We start from the raw sequence: 18,345 nt of genomic DNA on the forward strand, positions 1-18,345 counted from the left end.
ACGAATAAAAGCTCAACAAAACTGTTCTGTTGTAAATATTTGCAAGTATCTGAATATTTTAGAAAAAAATAAATAGAAAAAGCTTGGCAGAACAAATATGAACTGTTATTATATACACATACAGTTCGATAGTGAACGGATAATGTAAGATATAAAAATTAATGCTCGCCCTTTTGAAGATGTAGAACCTTACAAACTATAAAAGGAGGACATTATGAAAGGTATTTTCATGAATGCAAAAGATGTACAAGAATTTCTTGATGTAAGTAGGACAACAGCATATCAGATAATAAACGACATGAATCAAGACCTACTTAAATTAGGTTATCGTGTACAAAGAGGAAAGGTAAATAGAGAATACTTTATGGAAAAGTATTGCTATAAACCAACAAATACAAAGGAACTTTAAAGTGCCAGCATTTAAAGATGAAAGTGGGAACAAAACTTGGTTTTGTAAATTTAATTATACCAACTGGAAAGGAGAAAAATTAACTAAGAAAAAACGTGGATTTTTAACAAAAAAAAGAAGCAATTGTAAATCAAAAAATACTTCCATATATAGGTGATTTAATGCCTAATGAGATTACTAATGTAACCATAATTCAATGGTAAAATGAGCTAATGAAGATTAAGGATAAGAATGGGAAAAACTACTCTCCTACTTATTTGAGAACTATTCATGCTCAGTTATCTAGTATCTTAAATCATGCTTGTAGGTACTACAATTTAAAAACTAATGTTGCTTGTGATGTTGGTTCTATGGGAGAAAAGAAGCTGATGAAATGCTCTTTTGGGCTCAAGATGAATATGAAAGATTTGTAGAAGCTATAAAAGATAAACCTGAATCATTCTATGTTTTTGAACTTTTGTATTGGTGTGGTCTTAGAATGGGAGAATTATTAGCCTTAACAAAAGAAAAATTTGATTTTGAAAGGCATACATTAAAAATTGATGAATCTTTACAAAGGATTGATGGGAAAAATATAATAACTGCACCTAAGACTAAAAAGAGCATAAGAACAATAGTTATGCCTGAATTTTTAGCTGATGAGATCAAGGAGTATATAGAAAGTTTTTATAAGTTAAAACCAAAAGACTTAATATTTAATTTTTCTAAGAGCTACCTCCACCATGAAAGGGATAGGGGATCTAAGAAATCTCAAGTAAAAAGAATTAGGATACATGATTTAAGGCATTCTAATGTTTCACTCTTAATTGAACTAGGATTTTCTGCAACTGCAATAGCTGATAGGGTTGGACATGAATCGATTGATATTACCTATAGATATGCTCATCTCTTCCCTAACAAGCGCAGTAAGTGAGTACACACTTACAAAAAATCAAAAAATCAATAGCTTTTAAGGCTATATAATTTTATGAATCTTACCTTGTTAGGGAGAACCCTAAGACCCCAAAATAAGTGCAAAGGAGAAGAACATGTATAATAGAACAAGAAAAAATCAACTAAAAATATATTTAACAGATGAAGAAAAAGAAATATTTGAAAAGAAAATGAAACTTGCAAATTGCAAAACAATGTCCCATTTTTTAAGAAAATGTGTATTAGAAAAAGAAATATATATTGTAGACCTAGAACCATTTAGAGATCTCCAATGGTTACTTTCAAATGCAACAAATAATATAAATCAGATTGCAAAAGCTACTAATACAACTGGTGTTATTTACAAGAAAGATATTGATTATATGAGAGAAAATAGAAAAATTGGCAAAAGAGATATGGGATATACATTCCCTGTTATTAAGAAAAACTAAATAGAATTCATACAAAACAAATCTTAGACCTGTAAGAAGTTTTTAAAATATGATATAATATTATTGATTAAAATGCCGATTTTTAAAATAACAAGGGAGAGAACTTTATGCAAAACTTTGGGAAAATTATTTTTAAAATAGACCAGGTTTTAGAAGAAAAAAATATAAGCAAAAACAAATTAGAAAAAGAAGCAAATCTTCAAAGAACGCAACTTAATTCTTATTGCAATAACAAAGTTAAAAGAATTGACTTAGAAACTATAGCAAAAATTTGCTATGTTCTTGAGTGTAAGGTTGAAGATATTATGGATTATGTGAGGTAATTAAATGAATAGATATGAAATTATTCAAAAAATAGGTGACATGTATCAGATTGGCAATACTGAATCAGGAGAATTTAGTTATGTTCAAGCACTTAAAACAGTTGGGAAAAATATAAAAGATTACCAAAAAGGAGACACAGATACAAACCATCAATACTTAGATATAAGATTTGAAAATGATAGATTAGTTATATTAGTAGAAACAAAAAATAGCTTTAATAGATGGGATCATAATAAAATTCGAAAACAATTACAGGATTATGTAAGGTATGAAAAAGCGTATTCTGATAAAAAAATAATTGCTATGCTAATAGAAACAGATGGAGATGATATTTGGGTTTGGCATGGACAATCAGTAATTATTGATGAAGAGCACAGGAAAAAAGAAGAAACTGTTTTAAAATCTTTTGAAGAATATGAGAATATAGTTTTTGGTAAAGTTAACGACAAAATAAAAGTTGTTGATTCAATAAAGATTTTAAATGAAATGCTACATTCTGATGGTGTTAATGAGAAATTGAGAAGTCAGTTTGTAGGTACTTGCCTGCTAGCATTAAAGAATGGACTTTCATATAAAAATTTAAAACCGACATTGGATCCTAATACTGGAAAAGATTTAAGTCAAGAAAAAATAATAATAAAAGATATAAAAAATATTCTGTCAGGCTTGTTATCTAAAAATAATGATGTGGATACTCTAAATAAAGCTGGCAAATTATCTGTATTAAGTAGTAAGGTGCTAGATGATCAAGATATAGCTAGTCTAACATATGATGAATTGCAAAAAATATTGGAATTTATAGACAACAATATAATTCCTTTTATTAATGATTCAAATACTGCAGGACAAGATTTATTAAATCTATTCTTTACAACATTTAATAAATATGTTGGTAAATCAGATAAGAATCAGGCATTTACACCAGATCACATTTGTGATTTTATGTGTAAAGCTGTTGGAGTAAATAAAAACTCACGAATTTTAGATCCTTGTTCTGGCAGTGGCGCATTTTTAGTAAGAGCAATGACAGATGCAATGGATGATTGCGACACAGAAGAAGAACGTGAAGAAGTAAAAAGAAATCAAATTTTTGGTATTGAATACGAAGATGGAGCGTTTGGTTTATCATCAACAAATATGTTAATCCATGGTGACGGTAATTCAAATGTTATCCAAGCTTCTATGTTTGAAAGAGGAGAATGGATTAAGGACAAAAATATCAATATTGTTTTAATGAATCCACCATACAATGCCACCAGAAAATTCTGCGATCCAGAATATGTAAAAACTTGGACTTCAAGTAAGAAAGAAGATCCTTCTAAAGGATTTCATTTTGTAGAATATATAGCAAGGCACATACCAGCTAACTCAAAAATAGCAGTACTATTACCAATGCAAGCTGCCATAGGAAACAGTGGAGATGTGAAGAAATTCAAAAAGAAGATGCTAGATAATTATACTTTAGAAGCAGTCTTTTCATTGCCAAATGAAATGTTTTATCCGGGTGCTGCTGCTATAGCTTGCTGTATGATTTTTGATTTATCCCAAAAGCATGAAAGGTCTAATAAGGAAACTTTTTTTGGATATTTTAAAGACGATAAATTTATAAAAAGAAAAGGATTAGGTAGGGTTGAAAAAACAGATAGCGACGGGAATAGTTTGTGGGTAAGCACAAAAGATGAATGGCTAGACTTATATAAAAACAAAAAAGAAGTGCCGGGATTATCTGTTATGAAGAAAGTTACTTGGAAAGATGAGTGGTTGGCTGAAGCTTATATGGAGACAGATTATTCTTTGTTAGAAGAATCTGATTTTGAAAATACATTAAGAGAGTATTGTGCATATCTTATAAGAACAGGAAGATAAAATGGGAAATATATTAGATATAAAATCTTGGAAGTCTTTTAAAATAAAAGATATATTTGAATGTAAAACTTGTCCAAGCTCAGTTAAAGTAGATCTTGATGATGGGGATATTCCATATGTAAGTAGGACAGCGTTTAATAATGGTCAGGCTGGTTTTGTAAATGTAGATGAGCACATGATTAGCAAGGGCAATTGTATTACGATTGGAGCAGAAGGAGTATATGCATTTTATCAAGAAAAAGATTTTGCTACTGGGGTGAAAATTTATACTCTTAGAAATAGGCATTTAAATAAAGAGACTGGAATGTTTATTTGTACTATATTAAATAAAGAAAATTATAAATATAATTATGGTAGAGCAAGAGTATTAGATAAAATTAAAAATGAGATAATAAAACTTCCAGTTGATGAATATAATAATCCTAATTGGGAATATATGGAAAAATATATAAATATTATTGATAATAAAAAGGATAAAAAGGGAGAAGTATTTGCTTCTAAATTAAAAACAATAAACAAAACAAATGAAGTAGATTTAGATATAGAAGGTTGGAAAGAGTTTTACTTGCACAAATTATTTAATACATCTATGGGCAATGGAATAGATGCAATAGCTACAACAAATGATAATCCAAAGTACAATTATGTATCACGTGATAGTAACGGAAACGGTGTTGTAGGATTTGTAGATGAAATTGAAGGACAAAAGCCATTCCCTGCTGGTTCCATGTCATTAGCTTTAGGTGGTAGTTTTTTAGGATCTTGTTTCATACAAAAAGAACCATTCTATACGGCACAAAATGTAGGGATATTGCAAGAGAAAGAACCACTTAGTATTCACACAAAATTATTTATCTCGACTCTGATAAGGAATGAATGCAAAATAAAATATCAGGCTTTTGGAAGAGAATTAAACTCACATTTTAGAAAAGATTTTACTTTAAAATTACCAGTTTTAATGAATGGTAATGACTATGTTATAGATAGCGATAAGAAGTATTCAAAACTTGGGCTTATACCTGATTGGAAATGGATGGAAAACTATATAAAGAGTTTACCATATGGCGATAGGATTGAGTGAGGAAATTATATGTATATTAAAAAAATTAAAGTAAAGAACTATAGGAATTTTAATGACTTTGAAATGGAGTTTAACGAAGGATTAAATGTAATCATTGGGGCTAATAATTCAGGGAAAACTGGTCTTATACATGCTATTAGGTTACTTAGTTCACCGTCTGATATTAATATTAATGATTTTAATAAAAATAATCTTATCAATTATAAAGAGAAATATATTGATGAAGCACCTTCTATAAGGATAGAATATGATATACAGCACGAAATTTTTGAAGGAGATACTACAGATGAGAGCATTTTAAAACTTTTACCATTTTTAGGTATGGAAAAGATGGCGGAAAGCCGTATAAGCACTGAAAAAGACACAAAATATAATATTTTTGCAACTATACAGGCAACATTTTGCTTAGATAGTAAGTTTACTGAGGAATATAAAAAAGAGGTTCAAGACATAAGTAATTTTGATGACTACTTTTTAATGCTTAACAGATACATAAATGATCATTATTTATGGATATATACAAATGGGAAAACCGAAACTAATATTGATTCAAAATTGGCTAAAAAAATCTTTGATATACAATATATTAATGCGGAAAGAACAGGTACTGATGTTGCTATAGAAATAAAAAAAGATATCAGTTCTTTATTAAAAGATAGCGAAAAAAAGAGAGAGTATGACGCACTTATTTCAGAACTTAATGATAATTTAAAAAAACTTCTTGAACCTTCTATTACTAAGATGTCAAATTTATTTAACTACGAAAAAAATGAGATAGGCTTAGAAAAAGGCAATATTTCCATAACTTCCCAAATAAACTCAAAACTATCCGCAGAGGATTCCTATATAACAGAGGTAAAGGATACTAAATTTAATTATAACTTGCCATTAGTATATAATGGCTTGGGATATAATAATCTAGTTAATATATATATGTCTATTAAATTGTCAGATGTGAAAAAAGGGAAAGATTTTAAAATTTTGTGTCTTGAAGAGCCAGAGGCACATTTACACCCAGCAATGCAATACAAATTGTTCAAATTTATTAGTAACTTAAATAAAAGTAACAAATTGAATCAGCAGGTTTTTGTAACTACGCACTCAAGTAATATAACTGCGGTGTCTGGTTTAGATTCAATGTATATAATTCAGTATGATAGACAAGGAGAGGTTTCAGATTGTTTTCAACAGAGCTTGAAGCACCAATTAACGGATAAAGACGACAGCACTTTTAAATCAGATGCTAAAAATCATTTAAATAAATTTTTAGATGTTACTCGTTCTGATATGCTGTTCGCAGACAAAATAATACTAGTTGAAGGTATTGCTGAAAAAATACTCTTGCCGATATTCATGGAAAAACTAGGTTATCCATATGAAGATGACCATATATCAATTGTAGAAATAGGTGGAAAGCATTTTGAATATTTTATAGAAGTATTTAATGGTAACCCAGTAAAAAAGAAAATTCTTTGTATTACCGACAACGATTTTAAATGGTTTAATGATGATGGAGAAAATTGTTTGTTTAAAGAATATTTAGAATATGAAGCTCCACATCTTAAAAAGTTAATAAGCCGTTATAAGTTTAATGAATTTAAAATAGTCACTCAAATAAAAGGTGGAAGCACATTTGAAGACGAGTTATTTATAGAAAACTTTAAAAATGAAGATATTGTATCATCGCTATTTGGGTTACCACTAAGTGATACAATGAAAGAATTTTGCAAAAACAATGGATTCTCTATAAATGATTGGATTAAAAATAAAGAATTAATTGATGGCAGGAGTATTAAATTAATATCAAAGTACCTAGATTGTTATAAGAAAAAAATAGAATTAGATCCAGAGAATCAAGAGTTTTATGAAAAATTGATTTTTTCTAAGTTATTCTTACACTATGCCAGCAATAAAAAAGGTGATGTAGCATTAAGTTTAATCACAGATAAAATTTTTTTTGATGACAAAGATATAAGCAAACTTATCGTACCGGGGTATATTATGGAGGGGTTGGAATGGTTAAATCAATAACTTCAGGAGATATACTTACAGAAAATGAATTATTGAATCATATTAAGATTTATGCAGGACCAGGAGCCGGTAAAACTCATTTTATTGTAGAAAATATAAAGAATATAATATCGACAAATAAATTAATTACTAATTCAGAAAACAGAAAGATTTTATGTATAACTTATACAAATAAAGCTGTAGATGAAATAGCTAACAGACTTCAAGGATTTAATGAGTATATAGAAATTAATACAATACACGGATTTATTATTGAAAATATTATTAAACCATTTCAAACTGATCTAATAAGCATAATGAAAAATGATTTTAATATAAAAGTGTGCAATGGAAGTACTATTAGTTCACAAGTGGAGGGATTGTCATTATTACATGGTATAGATAAGGAAACCATATATAAATACATTAACATAGAAAAAAATACTTCGGATTCCTATTCATATAGTAAAATGAAAATGAGTGAAGTACAAGTAGATGTGGATAAATTTATAAATTGTATAAGATTAAATAAAGATTTGAAATCTAGTTTAACTAATCCAAAGAATTTTTCTGTGGAAGATATTGTTCCTTTAAAAAAATATATTTGGTCTGAAGTGAGGAAGCTTACACATGATGAAATCTTGTATTTCGGATATCGAATTATTCAAACGAATCCAATAGCTTTATATACGTTGCGAGTTAAGTTTCCTTTTATTTTTGTAGACGAATTTCAAGATACCAATCCTATACAAACAGAAATAATAAAACTTATAGGCAGTAAATCTACAAAAATTATAATAGTTGGAGATGTTGCCCAATCTATTTATAGTTTTCAAGGAGCTAAGGTTTCTGATTTTTTAGAGTTTAATATAAATAATGAAGTAGAAGAGTACTCTATTGATGGTAATCGTAGATCAACAGAAAACATTGTAAATTTTTGTAATTTTATTAGATGTTCAGACAAAAATATTTTTCAATCAAGTATAAGGAAATATAAAGATGACAAAACAATTATTGAAAAAATAAGCATAAAATTCTTACTGGGTAGAAGTGATGAAGTAAATAGAACACTTTATTCTATTTTAAACGATAATGGAGTTATACTGGCTCGTAGTTGGGTAGATGCATTTAAATTTATTCAGAATATAGAAGAAAATCAATCTGTTATTCTGAAAAAAATTTATAACAGTTATTATAACACACCAATTATGATCAGAGATGAAATAATAAAACATAATAATGTGATGTGGGTTAAAGCTTTTAAAATTATATTTAACTTGTGGGAAGGTTATAACAATAAATCTTTTGGTGATATTATATTAACACTGCAAAAGTATTTTCAAATATTTCCATCTAAGATAGAAATAAATCATATATATTCAATATACGAATTTTTAAAAGAATTATTTATAGATGTAAGCTCTGACACATTAACAGTTGATATAATTGAAAAATTTAATAGTTTAATTTTTCAGAAGAAGAATACTATTTTAAAAAATTTGTTTGGAATCAATGATATAGGAATTTATATTTTTTCAGAATATGACAAAGAAGATTTGAAACAAAATGTAAAGTGTCTAAAATGGAATACGTCATATTGTTTATTTAATGAGGTTTTTTGTGAGAATAGTAAATATATGACAGTTCATCAATCTAAAGGATTAGAATGGGATAAAGTAATTGTAAGCTTAAATCCCAACTCATTTGATAAAAGAGAAGGAGTTAATTTGAATAAAATGTTTACTTCTCCTGTATTAGTTAATGAAACAACGTTAGATGAATTTACACGCTTGTTTTATGTAGCCTGTAGTCGTGCAAAAAATGAACTTTACATTCATTTAGAAGACGAATCTTTGCAGTCAGTTATTAGAAGTAGTTTAGAAAACTTTCAAGAAAAAAGTGGTATAGATATTAATTATGAGTTTATACAATAAAAAATAATTTATTTGTCTGGTACTGGTACTGGGACGGGACTAAAAATCTGAAAACATCCTATAATTAGGTGGATTTAGTGATACAAGAAAAAATAGAATGCAGTATTTTGAATGGTTTGGGATATATCGGACGTTTGGAAAAGAAGAGTGGGAGTAGTCGCAACAAATATGTATCCATTATAGAACTGTTGAAATAGTGGGTGACAAATTTGAATTTGCTGATAAAAACAACTTTCAGTTTAGATACAATTTAAGTAAACATTGAAAATAGTTGATGTGTCAACTGTTTTGATATAAGACGTAAAGAAGAAGCGTAACCCTTTCTTAGTAAGACAAACTTCAAGGAGGTGAACTACGACCTCTATCTATACAACTATTATCCCATAATGAGTATGGGATAGAAAAGAAAATGTAGTTTTTTAACTACAACATTATTATACGAAGGAGGTGACAGAATGAAATATAAACGTTATATTTTCCCAGTCTTAATGGGTTTTATTATGAGTAATGTAATGTCGATTGTTAATACTGGAAGGATTATTTTTCCAGAAATCATTATTATGATGTTGATACAGGCAGTGGTTTCAAGTATGGCTTCATTGATTTTTCCAGCAGGAATGGTTGGAGATAGATTGACGAAAAAATATTTTCCGAAACTTGGAAAGATTGTACATTTGTTAGTATCATCAATTTTACCAGCTGTATTTTTTACAGTGATCATGTCTATAACTGGATTACTGAAAATGAAAGGGTATAGTACGGATTTTTGGACAATCTATTTTGCTTCATTACCATCATCTATGTTTTATGGATATATTGTAAGTATTATCTTAAATGTAGTTATTGATAAGCTATTATCTGTTAAGAGTAGATGACATGAAACCAAGTATTGGTCGAATAATAATATGAGTTAAAAAATAACACATGGATAAAAAATGTAATTGAACCTTTAGGGATTACAGTTGAGGAAGAAGCGTATTTCGTGGAATTCGTTGATAAAGAAGTAATATCGCAAGAGCAGATTTAAAGAAATAGAACCTTTAAAATATGTTAATATTAATTTAATCTTGTCGCTAGCTCTTCTTGGAAATTTTAGAAAATAATTATCTAATTTGAATAATCTTCTATCGGAAGAATATTAATAATCTCACCAGTAAAAGAAGGTAGAGTAGTACAAATAAAGCTTAAGCCATTAGAAATATTTTTGGTAGGCTTAATCATAAATAGAATGGAAAGTTGTAAGATAAGAAGAAATCTAGTTTAAAGATTTATTTCCTTCTCTAAAACTATAACAAAATATACCATTAGATTTAGCAATAGATTTAAAAGAAAAAATATTAGTAAGATCTAGAGCGATTTTTTAATATCAAATAGAGACATTAGAAAACCTATAAAAATAGTGCTGATGATTTATCGCCAACACTATTTTTATAGGTTTTAAATTTCTGGATAGATTTATTGAAAACTATTTTTTATAATATAGTTTTATATTTGGTCTAATGCTTGTTTTAAATCTTCTATTATGTCCTCTGCATTTTCAAGTCCAACAGAAAGTCTAATTAGACCTTCAGAGATTCCTGCAGCGGCTCTTTCTTCAGCTGTGTAAGGAGAGTGAGTCATTGAAGCAGGATGTTGGATAAGTGTTTCTGCATCACCAAGTGATACTGCTAATGTACAAAGTTTAACGCTATTCATAAGCTTTGCACCGGCTTCTTTTCCTCCTTCAATTTCAAAGGCAATCATTGCGCCTGGGAGTGCCATTTGTTTTTTAGCTATATCATAGTATTTGAAGGATTTAAGTCCTGGATATTGAATACTTTTAACTTTTGGATTTTTTTCCAAAAATTCTGCAACTTTCATTGCGTTTGAACAGTGTTTATCCATTCTAATTTGTAGAGTTTTCATTCCTCTTAGGATTAGATATGCATTAAAGGGTGCAAGTACAGCACCTGTACAGTCCTTAATGCCAACTAGTCTAACTTGGTCAATTAGCTCTTTTCTACCAATTGCAAAGCCAGCAATAACGTCGCCGTGACCGTTCAAATATTTAGTTGCAGAGTGAACTACAATATCTGCGCCTAGTGTAAGTGGTCTTTGAATATAAGGTGTACAATAAGTGTTGTCTACGATTACTAGACAGTCTTTATTTTTTTCGTGAACTCTCTTAGAAACTTCTTCTATGTCACAGATATCCATATTAGGATTTGCTGGAGTTTCTAAGTAAATAATTTTTGTGTTCTCCTTCATTAAGTTTAATATATTATCGACATTGGTAATGTCTACAAAATCTACTTCAACGCCCATTTTTGATACTGAGTGTTCTAAAAATGCAAAAGTACATCCATAAAGTGTTTTTGCAGCTATCATGTGATCGCCACATTTAATGAAAGGCCAAATTGATGAAGTAATCGCACCCATTCCTGATGCAGCTGAAACGCAAGCTTCACCTTCTTCTAGAAGAGCAACTTTTTCTTCTACTTGTGCATTAGTAGGGTTTCCAAGTCTTGAATAGATGTAGCCATCTTCTTCTAGTGCAAATCTTCTTCCGCCTTGTTCTGCATTGTCAAAGATAAATGTAGATGTTTGATATATTGGAGTTGCTAGAGCACCATATTTATTTTTTTCGTATCCACCGTGAATTGCTTTAGTTTCAAAATGCATTTTTTTAAGTTCGTCTTTACTATTCATAATTTTCTCCTTTTTAAATAAAATTAAATTCTTTTAATAAAATTACTTTCTTACAATTATTTTGCGTTTATATTATTTTCACTTAGGGGCACGTCATTTTCAAAATCCCATTTATCTTTAGGATCTGCAAATCTAATAAAGATTGAAAGAATTGCAAATACAGCAAGTAGTGCTTGATACCATAAAAATGGAATTATTTGAACAGGGGATACAGCTAGTGTACCAAGTTCTTTAGTAAGTCCAGCTGCGATTAAAATTTGTGCACCATAAGGAATTATACCTTGCATTACGCAAGAGAAGGTATCTAGGAAGGAAGCAGATCTTCTTGGATCAACTTTAAAGTCTCTTGAAATTTCCTTTGCAACAGGACCATCTATAATAATTGCAACAGTGTTGTTTGCAGTAGCGGCATCTGTCAATAGAGTTAAAAGAGCAATTGAAATTTCAGCAGATTTAACATCTTTTGCGAAGCTTCTAATTTTTTCAACAAGCCATTCAATACCACCGTTGCTAGAAACCATATAGGAAAGTCCTCCAGTTAATAGTGATAATAGGAAAATTTCAAACATTCCACTAAATCCTTCAAAAATATTTTGAGCGAAGGTCATCATAGTTAGTCCACCAGTGAATATTCCAATAATTCCTGATAGCACAATTCCACTAGTTAATACCAAAAATACATTCATTCCAGCAAGAGCTGAGATTAATACGAAAAGATATGGAACTATTAAAATAAAATTATAATTCAAATCGTCAAGAACAACTTCGCTTTCAGGCTTTCCTACAATTAATAAAATTACAAAAGTAATTACAGCTGCAGGAACGGCAATTTTAATATTTGCTCTAAACTTGTCTTTCATACCTACATTTTGAGTTCTTGTTGCGGCAATTGTTGTATCAGAGATAACTGATAGATTATCGCCAAACATTGCTCCACCTACAAGTGCTCCGAGCACAAGTGATAGAGGAAGATTTCCCTTTGCAGCAACGCCAACTGCGATAGGGCCAACTGCTGAAATAGTCCCTACAGAAGTTCCTGTAGAGATGGAAATAAAACAACTGATTAAAAATATTCCAGCCGTAATATATTGAACAGGAATTAAAGAAAGTGCAAAGTTTACAACAGAGTCAACTCCACCAGATGACTTAGAAACTGTTGCAAATGCTCCAGCTAATATGTAGATAAGACACATTATGATTATATTTTCGTCTCCACAACCGCGAACAAAATCGTTAAATTTGTCATCAATTGAGCCTTTAAACATAATAAAAGCCAAAATAATAGCTGGCAAAATACATACTGGTGCTGCTACTTGGTAGAATGCCATTTCTACTCCCATTGAATTTAAAATGATTCCAGTAGCAAGATATACAAGCACAAAAACTATAAAAGGAAGAAGTGCTGCACCATTAGCCTTAGGTTTTAAATTTTTGTTTTCCATAAACGCCTCCTTAAAATAAACAAAAATAAAACAAAGATAGTTCTTAAAAATTAATTTAATATCAACCTCCTTTAGGAACTTTAAAACGAGCGATAAGATCGTTTTCAAGGCTAGCCAAAAATAAAAAATAAAACTTGATTTATCTTCAGCTTTATTATACTCCAAATAACAAGCTTTGTGAAGATTTTTTATATTAAATTATTAACTAAATAAAAAGATAAAGAAAAATAGTAATAACGATTTCATACTAATAAGATATACTAACTTTAATTTATAGAATAAATTTTACAACATGTCTAAATCTCACTGGATTTTGCAGAGAATAGGAAATTATTGTTGATTCATTAAAAAAAATTATATAAAAATTGATTTTTCTTAATATTTTTTAAAGCATTGATGTTATATTATATTTGAGGTGAAATATGAAGGGTTTTATGAATAGAAAATTTTCATACGCAATGTTGATTTTATCCATTGCTTTTATTTTTTTTGGGTCTTATAGGTCAGAAGTTGATACTGTGCTTTCAAAGGCTATTAGGATATGTTTGGAGTGTGTTGGGATTGGGTAAACTGAGTAACCTCCTTGAAAAATTTAGAGATAAAAGAAATCTCACACAGGGATTTTTTGCTCTTATTACAAATATACATATTCCAAATTTTCTTAAGGGAACTATTTATACGGGCAAGTTAAAGAGTGTTTGTGTGCCAGGACTAAATTGTTATTCTTGTCCAGGTGCTGCTTTATCTTGTCCAATTGGTTCTTTTCAAGCAGTAGTTGGGTCTTCTAAATTTAATTTTGCCTATTATGTGACAGGTTTAATGCTATTATTTGGGACTATATTTGGTAGATTGATTTGTGGATTTTTGTGCCCCTTTGGATTTTTTCAGGATCTCATTCACAAGATTTCATCGAAAAAATTTAGCACTAGAAGATTTAGTTTTTTAAAGTACACTAAGTATTTTATTTTGCTTTTTGTGGTTTGGCTATTTGGAGTATTTTTGACAGATAAATTAGGTGCAGCTTCTCCATATTTTTGCAAATACATTTGTCCTCAGGGAATACTTGAGGGTGGGATTCCTCTATCATTGGCAAATAAAAGTATTAGGGCTGCACTTGGCAATTTGTTTTTGTTAAAGTCAATTATTCTTATGGCAATAATAATACTTTCCATATTTTTATACAGACCTTTTTGCAAATATGTATGTCCACTGGGTGCATTTTACGCATTAACTAATAAATTTTCTTTTTATCAATATCATGTGAATGACAATTGTATTTCTTGCGGAAAGTGTAAAAGAATTTGTAAGATGGATGTAGATATGTCAAAGAATCAAAGGGCTTTAGAGTGTATAAGATGTGGAGAGTGTATAAAGGTATGTCCAACATCTGCGATTTCCACTTCCTTTAAAAATAATAATTTAGAAGAAGTGAAATATGAATAGAATAAAAAATCTAGTAAGTTTGCACTTTGCTTTTAGTGCTTTAATTCACTCCTTGTGATAATATAATTAAAAATTTTTTTGGAAATCTTATAAAAACTGTTGCAAATGCAACGGAAACGATATTGCTATAATACTAAAATATTTATAGAAAGATATTTGATTTTTACAAACAAAGGAGAGGAAGAATATGAGTATGTTTTGTTTTCAATGTCAAGAGACATTTAAGAATAGCGGTTGTATAAATAATGGGGTATGTGGCAAGACATCTGAAGTTGCAAACTTGCAAGATTTTTTAATTTGGATTTCAAAGGGTCTATCTGAAATTGCAGTTAAAGGAAAAGATAAAGAAAGTGAAGTTGTTGATGGAGTTATTTTAAATTTATTTACAACTATTACAAATGCAAATTTTGACAACACTGCAATAAAAGAAAGAATTGTTAAAACTGTTGAGCTTATGAATTCTCTAAGAGAAGATAAAGATTATAGCGAAGCGGCAAGATGGTCTTCAGTGGATTTTTCTGAAATCAGTGAAAAAATAAATTCTCAGGAAGTTTCTATTTTAAGTGAAAAAAATGAAGACATAAGAAGTTTAAAGGAACTTATAACTTATGGGTTAAAGGGAATGGCTGCTTACACAAGACATGCAAAAGTCCTTGGCTATGAAAGTGAAAGGGTAAATAATTTTATTATAAAGGCAATGGCAGAACTATTGAAAGAAAAAACTATTGATGAATTAATTTCATTAACACTTGAGACTGGATCTATGGGATATGAAGCTATGGCTACACTTGATTCTGCCAACACTAAAACTTATGGAAATCCTGAAATTTCTGAAGTTAATATTGGAACGAGAAAAAATCCTGGGATTTTAGTTTCAGGGCACGACTTGAAGGATTTTGAAATGCTTTTAGAACAAGCTAAGGACTCTGGAGTTGACATTTATACGCACTCAGAAATGTTGCCTGCAAATTATTATCCAAAGTTTAAAAAATATGAAAACTTTGTTGGAAATTATGGAAACGCATGGTGGAAACAAAGAGATGAGTTTGAAGCCTTTAATGGACCAATCCTAATGACTACAAATTGTATAGTTCCTCCAAAAAATTCTTACAAAGATAAACTATTTACTACTGGGGCAGCAGGTTATCCGGGATGTGAATATATTGAAGAAGACAAAGATGGGTACAAAGATTTTTCAAAAATTATTGAGATGGCAAAAAAATGTGATGCACCAGAAGAAATTGAAAAGGGAAGTATTGTTGGAGGTTTTGCACATAGTCAAGTTATGGAACTTGCCGACAAAGTCATTGAAAATGTAAAAAATGGCGATATAAAAAAATTTATTGTCATGGCAGGCTGCGATGGGCGAATGTCCGATAGAAATTATTATACAGAGTTTGCAAAAAAACTTCCTGATTCAACTATTATTTTAACTGCGGGATGTGCGAAGTATAGGTATAATAAATTAAATTTAGGTGATATTAACGGAATTCCAAGAGTTCTAGATGCAGGTCAATGTAATGATTCCTATTCACTTATTCAAATTGCTCTTGCTCTTGTGGATGCCTTTGGGGTAGAAAGTGTAAATGATCTCCCTATTGTATATAATATTGCTTGGTACGAACAAAAAGCAGTTATAGTTTTGCTTGCACTTTTATCTCTAGGGGTAAAAAATATTCACCTTGGACCAACTCTTCCAGCCTTTCTTTCAGCAAATGTTGTGAAAGTTTTAGTTGATAATTTTGGAATTTCTGGAATTACAAATGTAGAAGATGATTTAAAAACTCTTGTAATGAAATAAAAAATAGTTGACTTTTAATTTAATTACTAATATAATTATAAACAATTCATAAATAAACTTTTGAGAAGAAGAGTACCTTAAAATTTTGAGCAAAGAGAGCTTCGTTGTGGTGAAAGAAGTGGATGAGTTTTTTGGGAACATGGCCTTTTTTAGGAAATACTGATATTAGGTATTTACGGGACTTCCCGTTATAGAAGTAGAGTATGATTGTACTTGAAGAGGTTGCTTTCGTGAGAAAGCGATAAATTAAGGTGGTAACACGAGCTTTCGTCCTTATGGGGCGGAAGCTTTTTTATTTATAGTGGAGGAAAAATGATAGAAGTAAGAAACTTGGTTAAAGAATTTAAAACTGAGGAGGGAACTTTTAGAGCTATAGATGATATTTCTTTCAAAGTAAAGAGGGGAGAAATTTTTGGGGTAATTGGTCTTTCTGGTGCAGGAAAGTCTACTCTCGTTAGATGTATAAATAGGCTAGAAGAACCTACAAGGGGAGATATTTTAGTTGATGGGAAGTCTATTATAAATTTAAGTGAAAAAGAACTTAGGAGTGCAAGAAAAGATATGGGAATGATCTTTCAACATTTTAATCTCTTTATGCAAAAGACTGTAGCAGAAAATATTGCTTATCCTCTGGAAATCTCTAGTAAAGATAAAGGTGAAATTGAAAAGAGAGTAGAGGAGCTTTTGAATTTCATTGATTTAAGGGAAAAGAAAAACTCCTATCCATCAGAATTATCTGGAGGGCAAAAACAAAGGGTAGCAATAGCAAGAGCCATTGCTACAAATCCTTCTATTTTACTTTCAGATGAAGGAACATCAGCACTTGACCCAGCAAACACAGAATCTGTTTTAAATCTTTTGAAAAAAATTGTAAAAGAATTTAATATGACAATAGTTATGATCACCCATCAAATGGAAGTGGCAAAAGAAATTTGCGACAGAATCGCAGTAATGCAAAATGGAAAAATAATAGAAGAAAATGAAACTAAGGAACTTTTTAGAAATCCAAAATCTTCTGTTACAAGGTCTTTTATAAAAAACTTGGAAGATGAAGTTGAAGAGGGATATGTAAATAGTGATGACTATAAGGGAGATGTTTTAAGACTTTCCTATGCAGATGATAATTATGACAAGCCAATCCTTTCAAAATGCGTAAAGAAATTTGATATAGATGTTTCCATTCTTTCGGGAAATATAAATAAGTTGAATATCTCAAGTGTTGGTTATCTCACAGTTCAAATTCTTGGAAAAGAAGAAGAAAGAGTTAAAGCCATTGAGTATTTAAGGGAAAACAATGTAAGTGTGGAGGTGCTTTAAATGGATAGAATAATTGATATAGTTTTGCCAGCAATTCCACAGACTCTTGTAATGGTAATAGCATCTACAATTATTGCTCTGGCAATAGGAATTCCACTGGGAATAATTTTGACAACTACGAGGCCAGGAGGTCTAACTGAATCGACAAAAATTTATTCGGCATTAGATGGGATAATAAATATTCTTAGGTCCTTTCCCTTTGTAATCCTAATGATAGTTGTATTTCCACTATCGAGGCTTATAGTAGGTAAATCCTACGGAACAGCAGCAATGATAATTCCACTTTCACTTTCAGCTGCTCCCTTTGTGGCAAGGTTAATGGAAGGATATTTTATACAAGTGGATCAAGGCGTAATCGAAGCAGCAAAATCTATGGGTTCAACTAAAGGAGAAATTATTTTTAAAGTTTTAATACCAGAAGCAATGCCAATGATCGTTGCGGGAATAACTATGACAATTATTAATGTAATAGGTTATTCAGCAATGGCGGGTGTCATGGGTGGCGGTGGATTAGGAGATATTGCCAACAGATATGGATACCAAAGAAATGAACCATTAATACTTTGGGCAGCAGTAATTGTAATAATAATTCTCGTACAAATTGTACAATTTATTGGAAATAAAATAGCAGATAAAATAGACAAAAGATAGGTGTTTTTTCTAATT

14 protein-coding genes and 2 pseudogenes are annotated in these 18,345 nt (G+C 30.0%); 14 read left to right on the forward strand and 2 right to left on the reverse strand.

Going from position 1 to position 18,345, the window contains the following annotated elements; genetic code table 11:
• Positions 1-214: 214 nt before the first annotated feature.
• The 9 genes and pseudogenes from BIV18_RS08495 (at position 215) to BIV18_RS08535 (ending at position 9,863) form a co-directional block, all read left to right on the forward strand.
• A complete protein-coding gene (locus BIV18_RS08495; protein ID WP_075660179.1) occupies positions 215-409 on the forward strand; it encodes a hypothetical protein in 195 nt (64 codons plus the stop codon).
• A gap of 1 nt (position 410) precedes the next feature.
• Positions 411-1,322, forward strand: a pseudogene (locus BIV18_RS08500) (site-specific integrase).
• A gap of 115 nt (positions 1,323-1,437) precedes the next feature.
• A pseudogene (locus tag BIV18_RS08505) lies at positions 1,438-1,777 on the forward strand (plasmid mobilization protein).
• A 103-nt stretch (positions 1,778-1,880) separates the two neighbouring features.
• Positions 1,881-2,096 carry a helix-turn-helix domain-containing protein gene (locus BIV18_RS08510; protein ID WP_061101759.1) on the forward strand — a complete coding sequence of 72 codons (216 nt, stop codon included), beginning with the start codon at positions 1,881-1,883 and terminating at the stop codon, positions 2,094-2,096.
• Positions 2,097-2,100: 4 nt separating this feature from the next.
• A complete protein-coding gene (locus tag BIV18_RS08515) occupies positions 2,101-3,963 on the forward strand; it encodes an HsdM family class I SAM-dependent methyltransferase (protein WP_075660180.1) in 1,863 nt (620 codons plus the stop codon).
• A gap of 1 nt (position 3,964) precedes the next feature.
• Positions 3,965-5,044 carry a restriction endonuclease subunit S gene (locus BIV18_RS08520; protein ID WP_075660181.1) on the forward strand — a complete coding sequence of 360 codons (1,080 nt, stop codon included), beginning with the start codon at positions 3,965-3,967 and terminating at the stop codon, positions 5,042-5,044.
• 9 nt (positions 5,045-5,053) lie between these two features.
• Complete coding sequence (locus tag BIV18_RS08525) at positions 5,054-7,075, forward strand: AAA family ATPase (RefSeq protein ID WP_075660182.1); 2,022 nt, start codon at positions 5,054-5,056, stop codon at positions 7,073-7,075.
• Entirely contained in the window at positions 7,060-8,988 is a 1,929-nt protein-coding gene (locus BIV18_RS08530; protein ID WP_075660183.1) for a UvrD-helicase domain-containing protein, read from the forward strand. Before BIV18_RS08525 ends, BIV18_RS08530 begins: the two co-directional genes overlap by 16 nt.
• A gap of 455 nt (positions 8,989-9,443) precedes the next feature.
• On the forward strand, positions 9,444-9,863 hold the full coding sequence (locus BIV18_RS08535) for a hypothetical protein (protein WP_235860819.1): 420 nt from the start codon (positions 9,444-9,446) through the stop codon (positions 9,861-9,863).
• A 610-nt stretch (positions 9,864-10,473) separates the two neighbouring features.
• Here BIV18_RS08535 and megL read toward each other — a convergent pair.
• A complete protein-coding gene (gene megL / locus BIV18_RS08540; protein WP_075660184.1) occupies positions 10,474-11,676 on the reverse strand; it encodes a methionine gamma-lyase in 1,203 nt (400 codons plus the stop codon).
• Positions 11,677-11,732: 56 nt separating this feature from the next.
• Positions 11,733-13,118, reverse strand: a complete 1,386-nt coding sequence (locus tag BIV18_RS08545) for a Na+/H+ antiporter NhaC family protein (RefSeq protein ID WP_075660185.1) — start codon at positions 13,116-13,118, stop codon at positions 11,733-11,735.
• A 422-nt stretch (positions 13,119-13,540) separates the two neighbouring features.
• On the opposite strand from BIV18_RS08545, the gene BIV18_RS11290 reads away from it, so the two are divergent.
• From BIV18_RS11290 to BIV18_RS08565, 5 genes are all read left to right on the forward strand, one after another.
• The gene (locus tag BIV18_RS11290; protein ID WP_268875153.1) at positions 13,541-13,687 is read left to right on the forward strand and encodes a CD1871A family CXXC motif-containing protein; all 147 of its coding nucleotides are present in this window, start codon (positions 13,541-13,543) and stop codon (positions 13,685-13,687) included.
• Complete coding sequence (locus BIV18_RS08550) at positions 13,680-14,561, forward strand: 4Fe-4S binding protein (protein ID WP_075660186.1); 882 nt, start codon at positions 13,680-13,682, stop codon at positions 14,559-14,561. Before BIV18_RS11290 ends, BIV18_RS08550 begins: the two co-directional genes overlap by 8 nt.
• Before the next feature lie 193 nt (positions 14,562-14,754).
• Positions 14,755-16,362 (forward strand): hydroxylamine reductase, encoded by a 1,608-nt coding sequence (hcp, locus tag BIV18_RS08555; RefSeq protein ID WP_075660409.1) that lies wholly within the window; start codon positions 14,755-14,757, stop codon positions 16,360-16,362.
• Positions 16,363-16,674: 312 nt separating this feature from the next.
• Complete coding sequence (locus tag BIV18_RS08560) at positions 16,675-17,679, forward strand: methionine ABC transporter ATP-binding protein (protein WP_075660187.1); 1,005 nt, start codon at positions 16,675-16,677, stop codon at positions 17,677-17,679.
• A complete protein-coding gene (locus tag BIV18_RS08565; RefSeq protein WP_075660188.1) occupies positions 17,680-18,330 on the forward strand; it encodes a methionine ABC transporter permease in 651 nt (216 codons plus the stop codon).
• Positions 18,331-18,345 lie beyond the last annotated feature (15 nt).

It is taken from the genome of Peptoniphilus grossensis (genome assembly GCF_001940285.1).
Lineage (GTDB): Bacteria > Bacillota > Clostridia > Tissierellales > Peptoniphilaceae > Peptoniphilus_A > Peptoniphilus_A faecalis.

Bases quoted from the DNA above. Each gene is read 5' to 3' on its own strand.
- BIV18_RS08495 (WP_075660179.1), top strand. From the start codon at position 215: ATGAAAGGTATTTTCATGAATGCAAAAGATGTACAAGAATTTCTTGAT.
- hcp (WP_075660409.1), top strand. From the start codon at position 14,755: ATGTTTTGTTTTCAATGTCAAGAGACATTTAAGAATAGCGGTTGTATA.
- BIV18_RS08515 (WP_075660180.1), top strand. From the start codon at position 2,101: ATGAATAGATATGAAATTATTCAAAAAATAGGTGACATGTATCAGATT.
- BIV18_RS08535 (WP_235860819.1), top strand. From the start codon at position 9,444: ATGAAATATAAACGTTATATTTTCCCAGTCTTAATGGGTTTTATTATG.
- BIV18_RS08530 (WP_075660183.1), top strand. From the start codon at position 7,060: ATGGTTAAATCAATAACTTCAGGAGATATACTTACAGAAAATGAATTA.
- BIV18_RS08520 (WP_075660181.1), top strand. From the start codon at position 3,965: ATGGGAAATATATTAGATATAAAATCTTGGAAGTCTTTTAAAATAAAA.
- BIV18_RS11290 (WP_268875153.1), top strand. From the start codon at position 13,541: ATGAAGGGTTTTATGAATAGAAAATTTTCATACGCAATGTTGATTTTA.
- BIV18_RS08560 (WP_075660187.1), top strand. From the start codon at position 16,675: ATGATAGAAGTAAGAAACTTGGTTAAAGAATTTAAAACTGAGGAGGGA.
- BIV18_RS08510 (WP_061101759.1), top strand. From the start codon at position 1,881: ATGCAAAACTTTGGGAAAATTATTTTTAAAATAGACCAGGTTTTAGAA.
- BIV18_RS08565 (WP_075660188.1), top strand. From the start codon at position 17,680: ATGGATAGAATAATTGATATAGTTTTGCCAGCAATTCCACAGACTCTT.
- BIV18_RS08525 (WP_075660182.1), top strand. From the start codon at position 5,054: ATGTATATTAAAAAAATTAAAGTAAAGAACTATAGGAATTTTAATGAC.
- BIV18_RS08545 (WP_075660185.1), bottom strand. From the start codon at position 13,118: ATGGAAAACAAAAATTTAAAACCTAAGGCTAATGGTGCAGCACTTCTT.
- megL (WP_075660184.1), bottom strand. From the start codon at position 11,676: ATGAATAGTAAAGACGAACTTAAAAAAATGCATTTTGAAACTAAAGCA.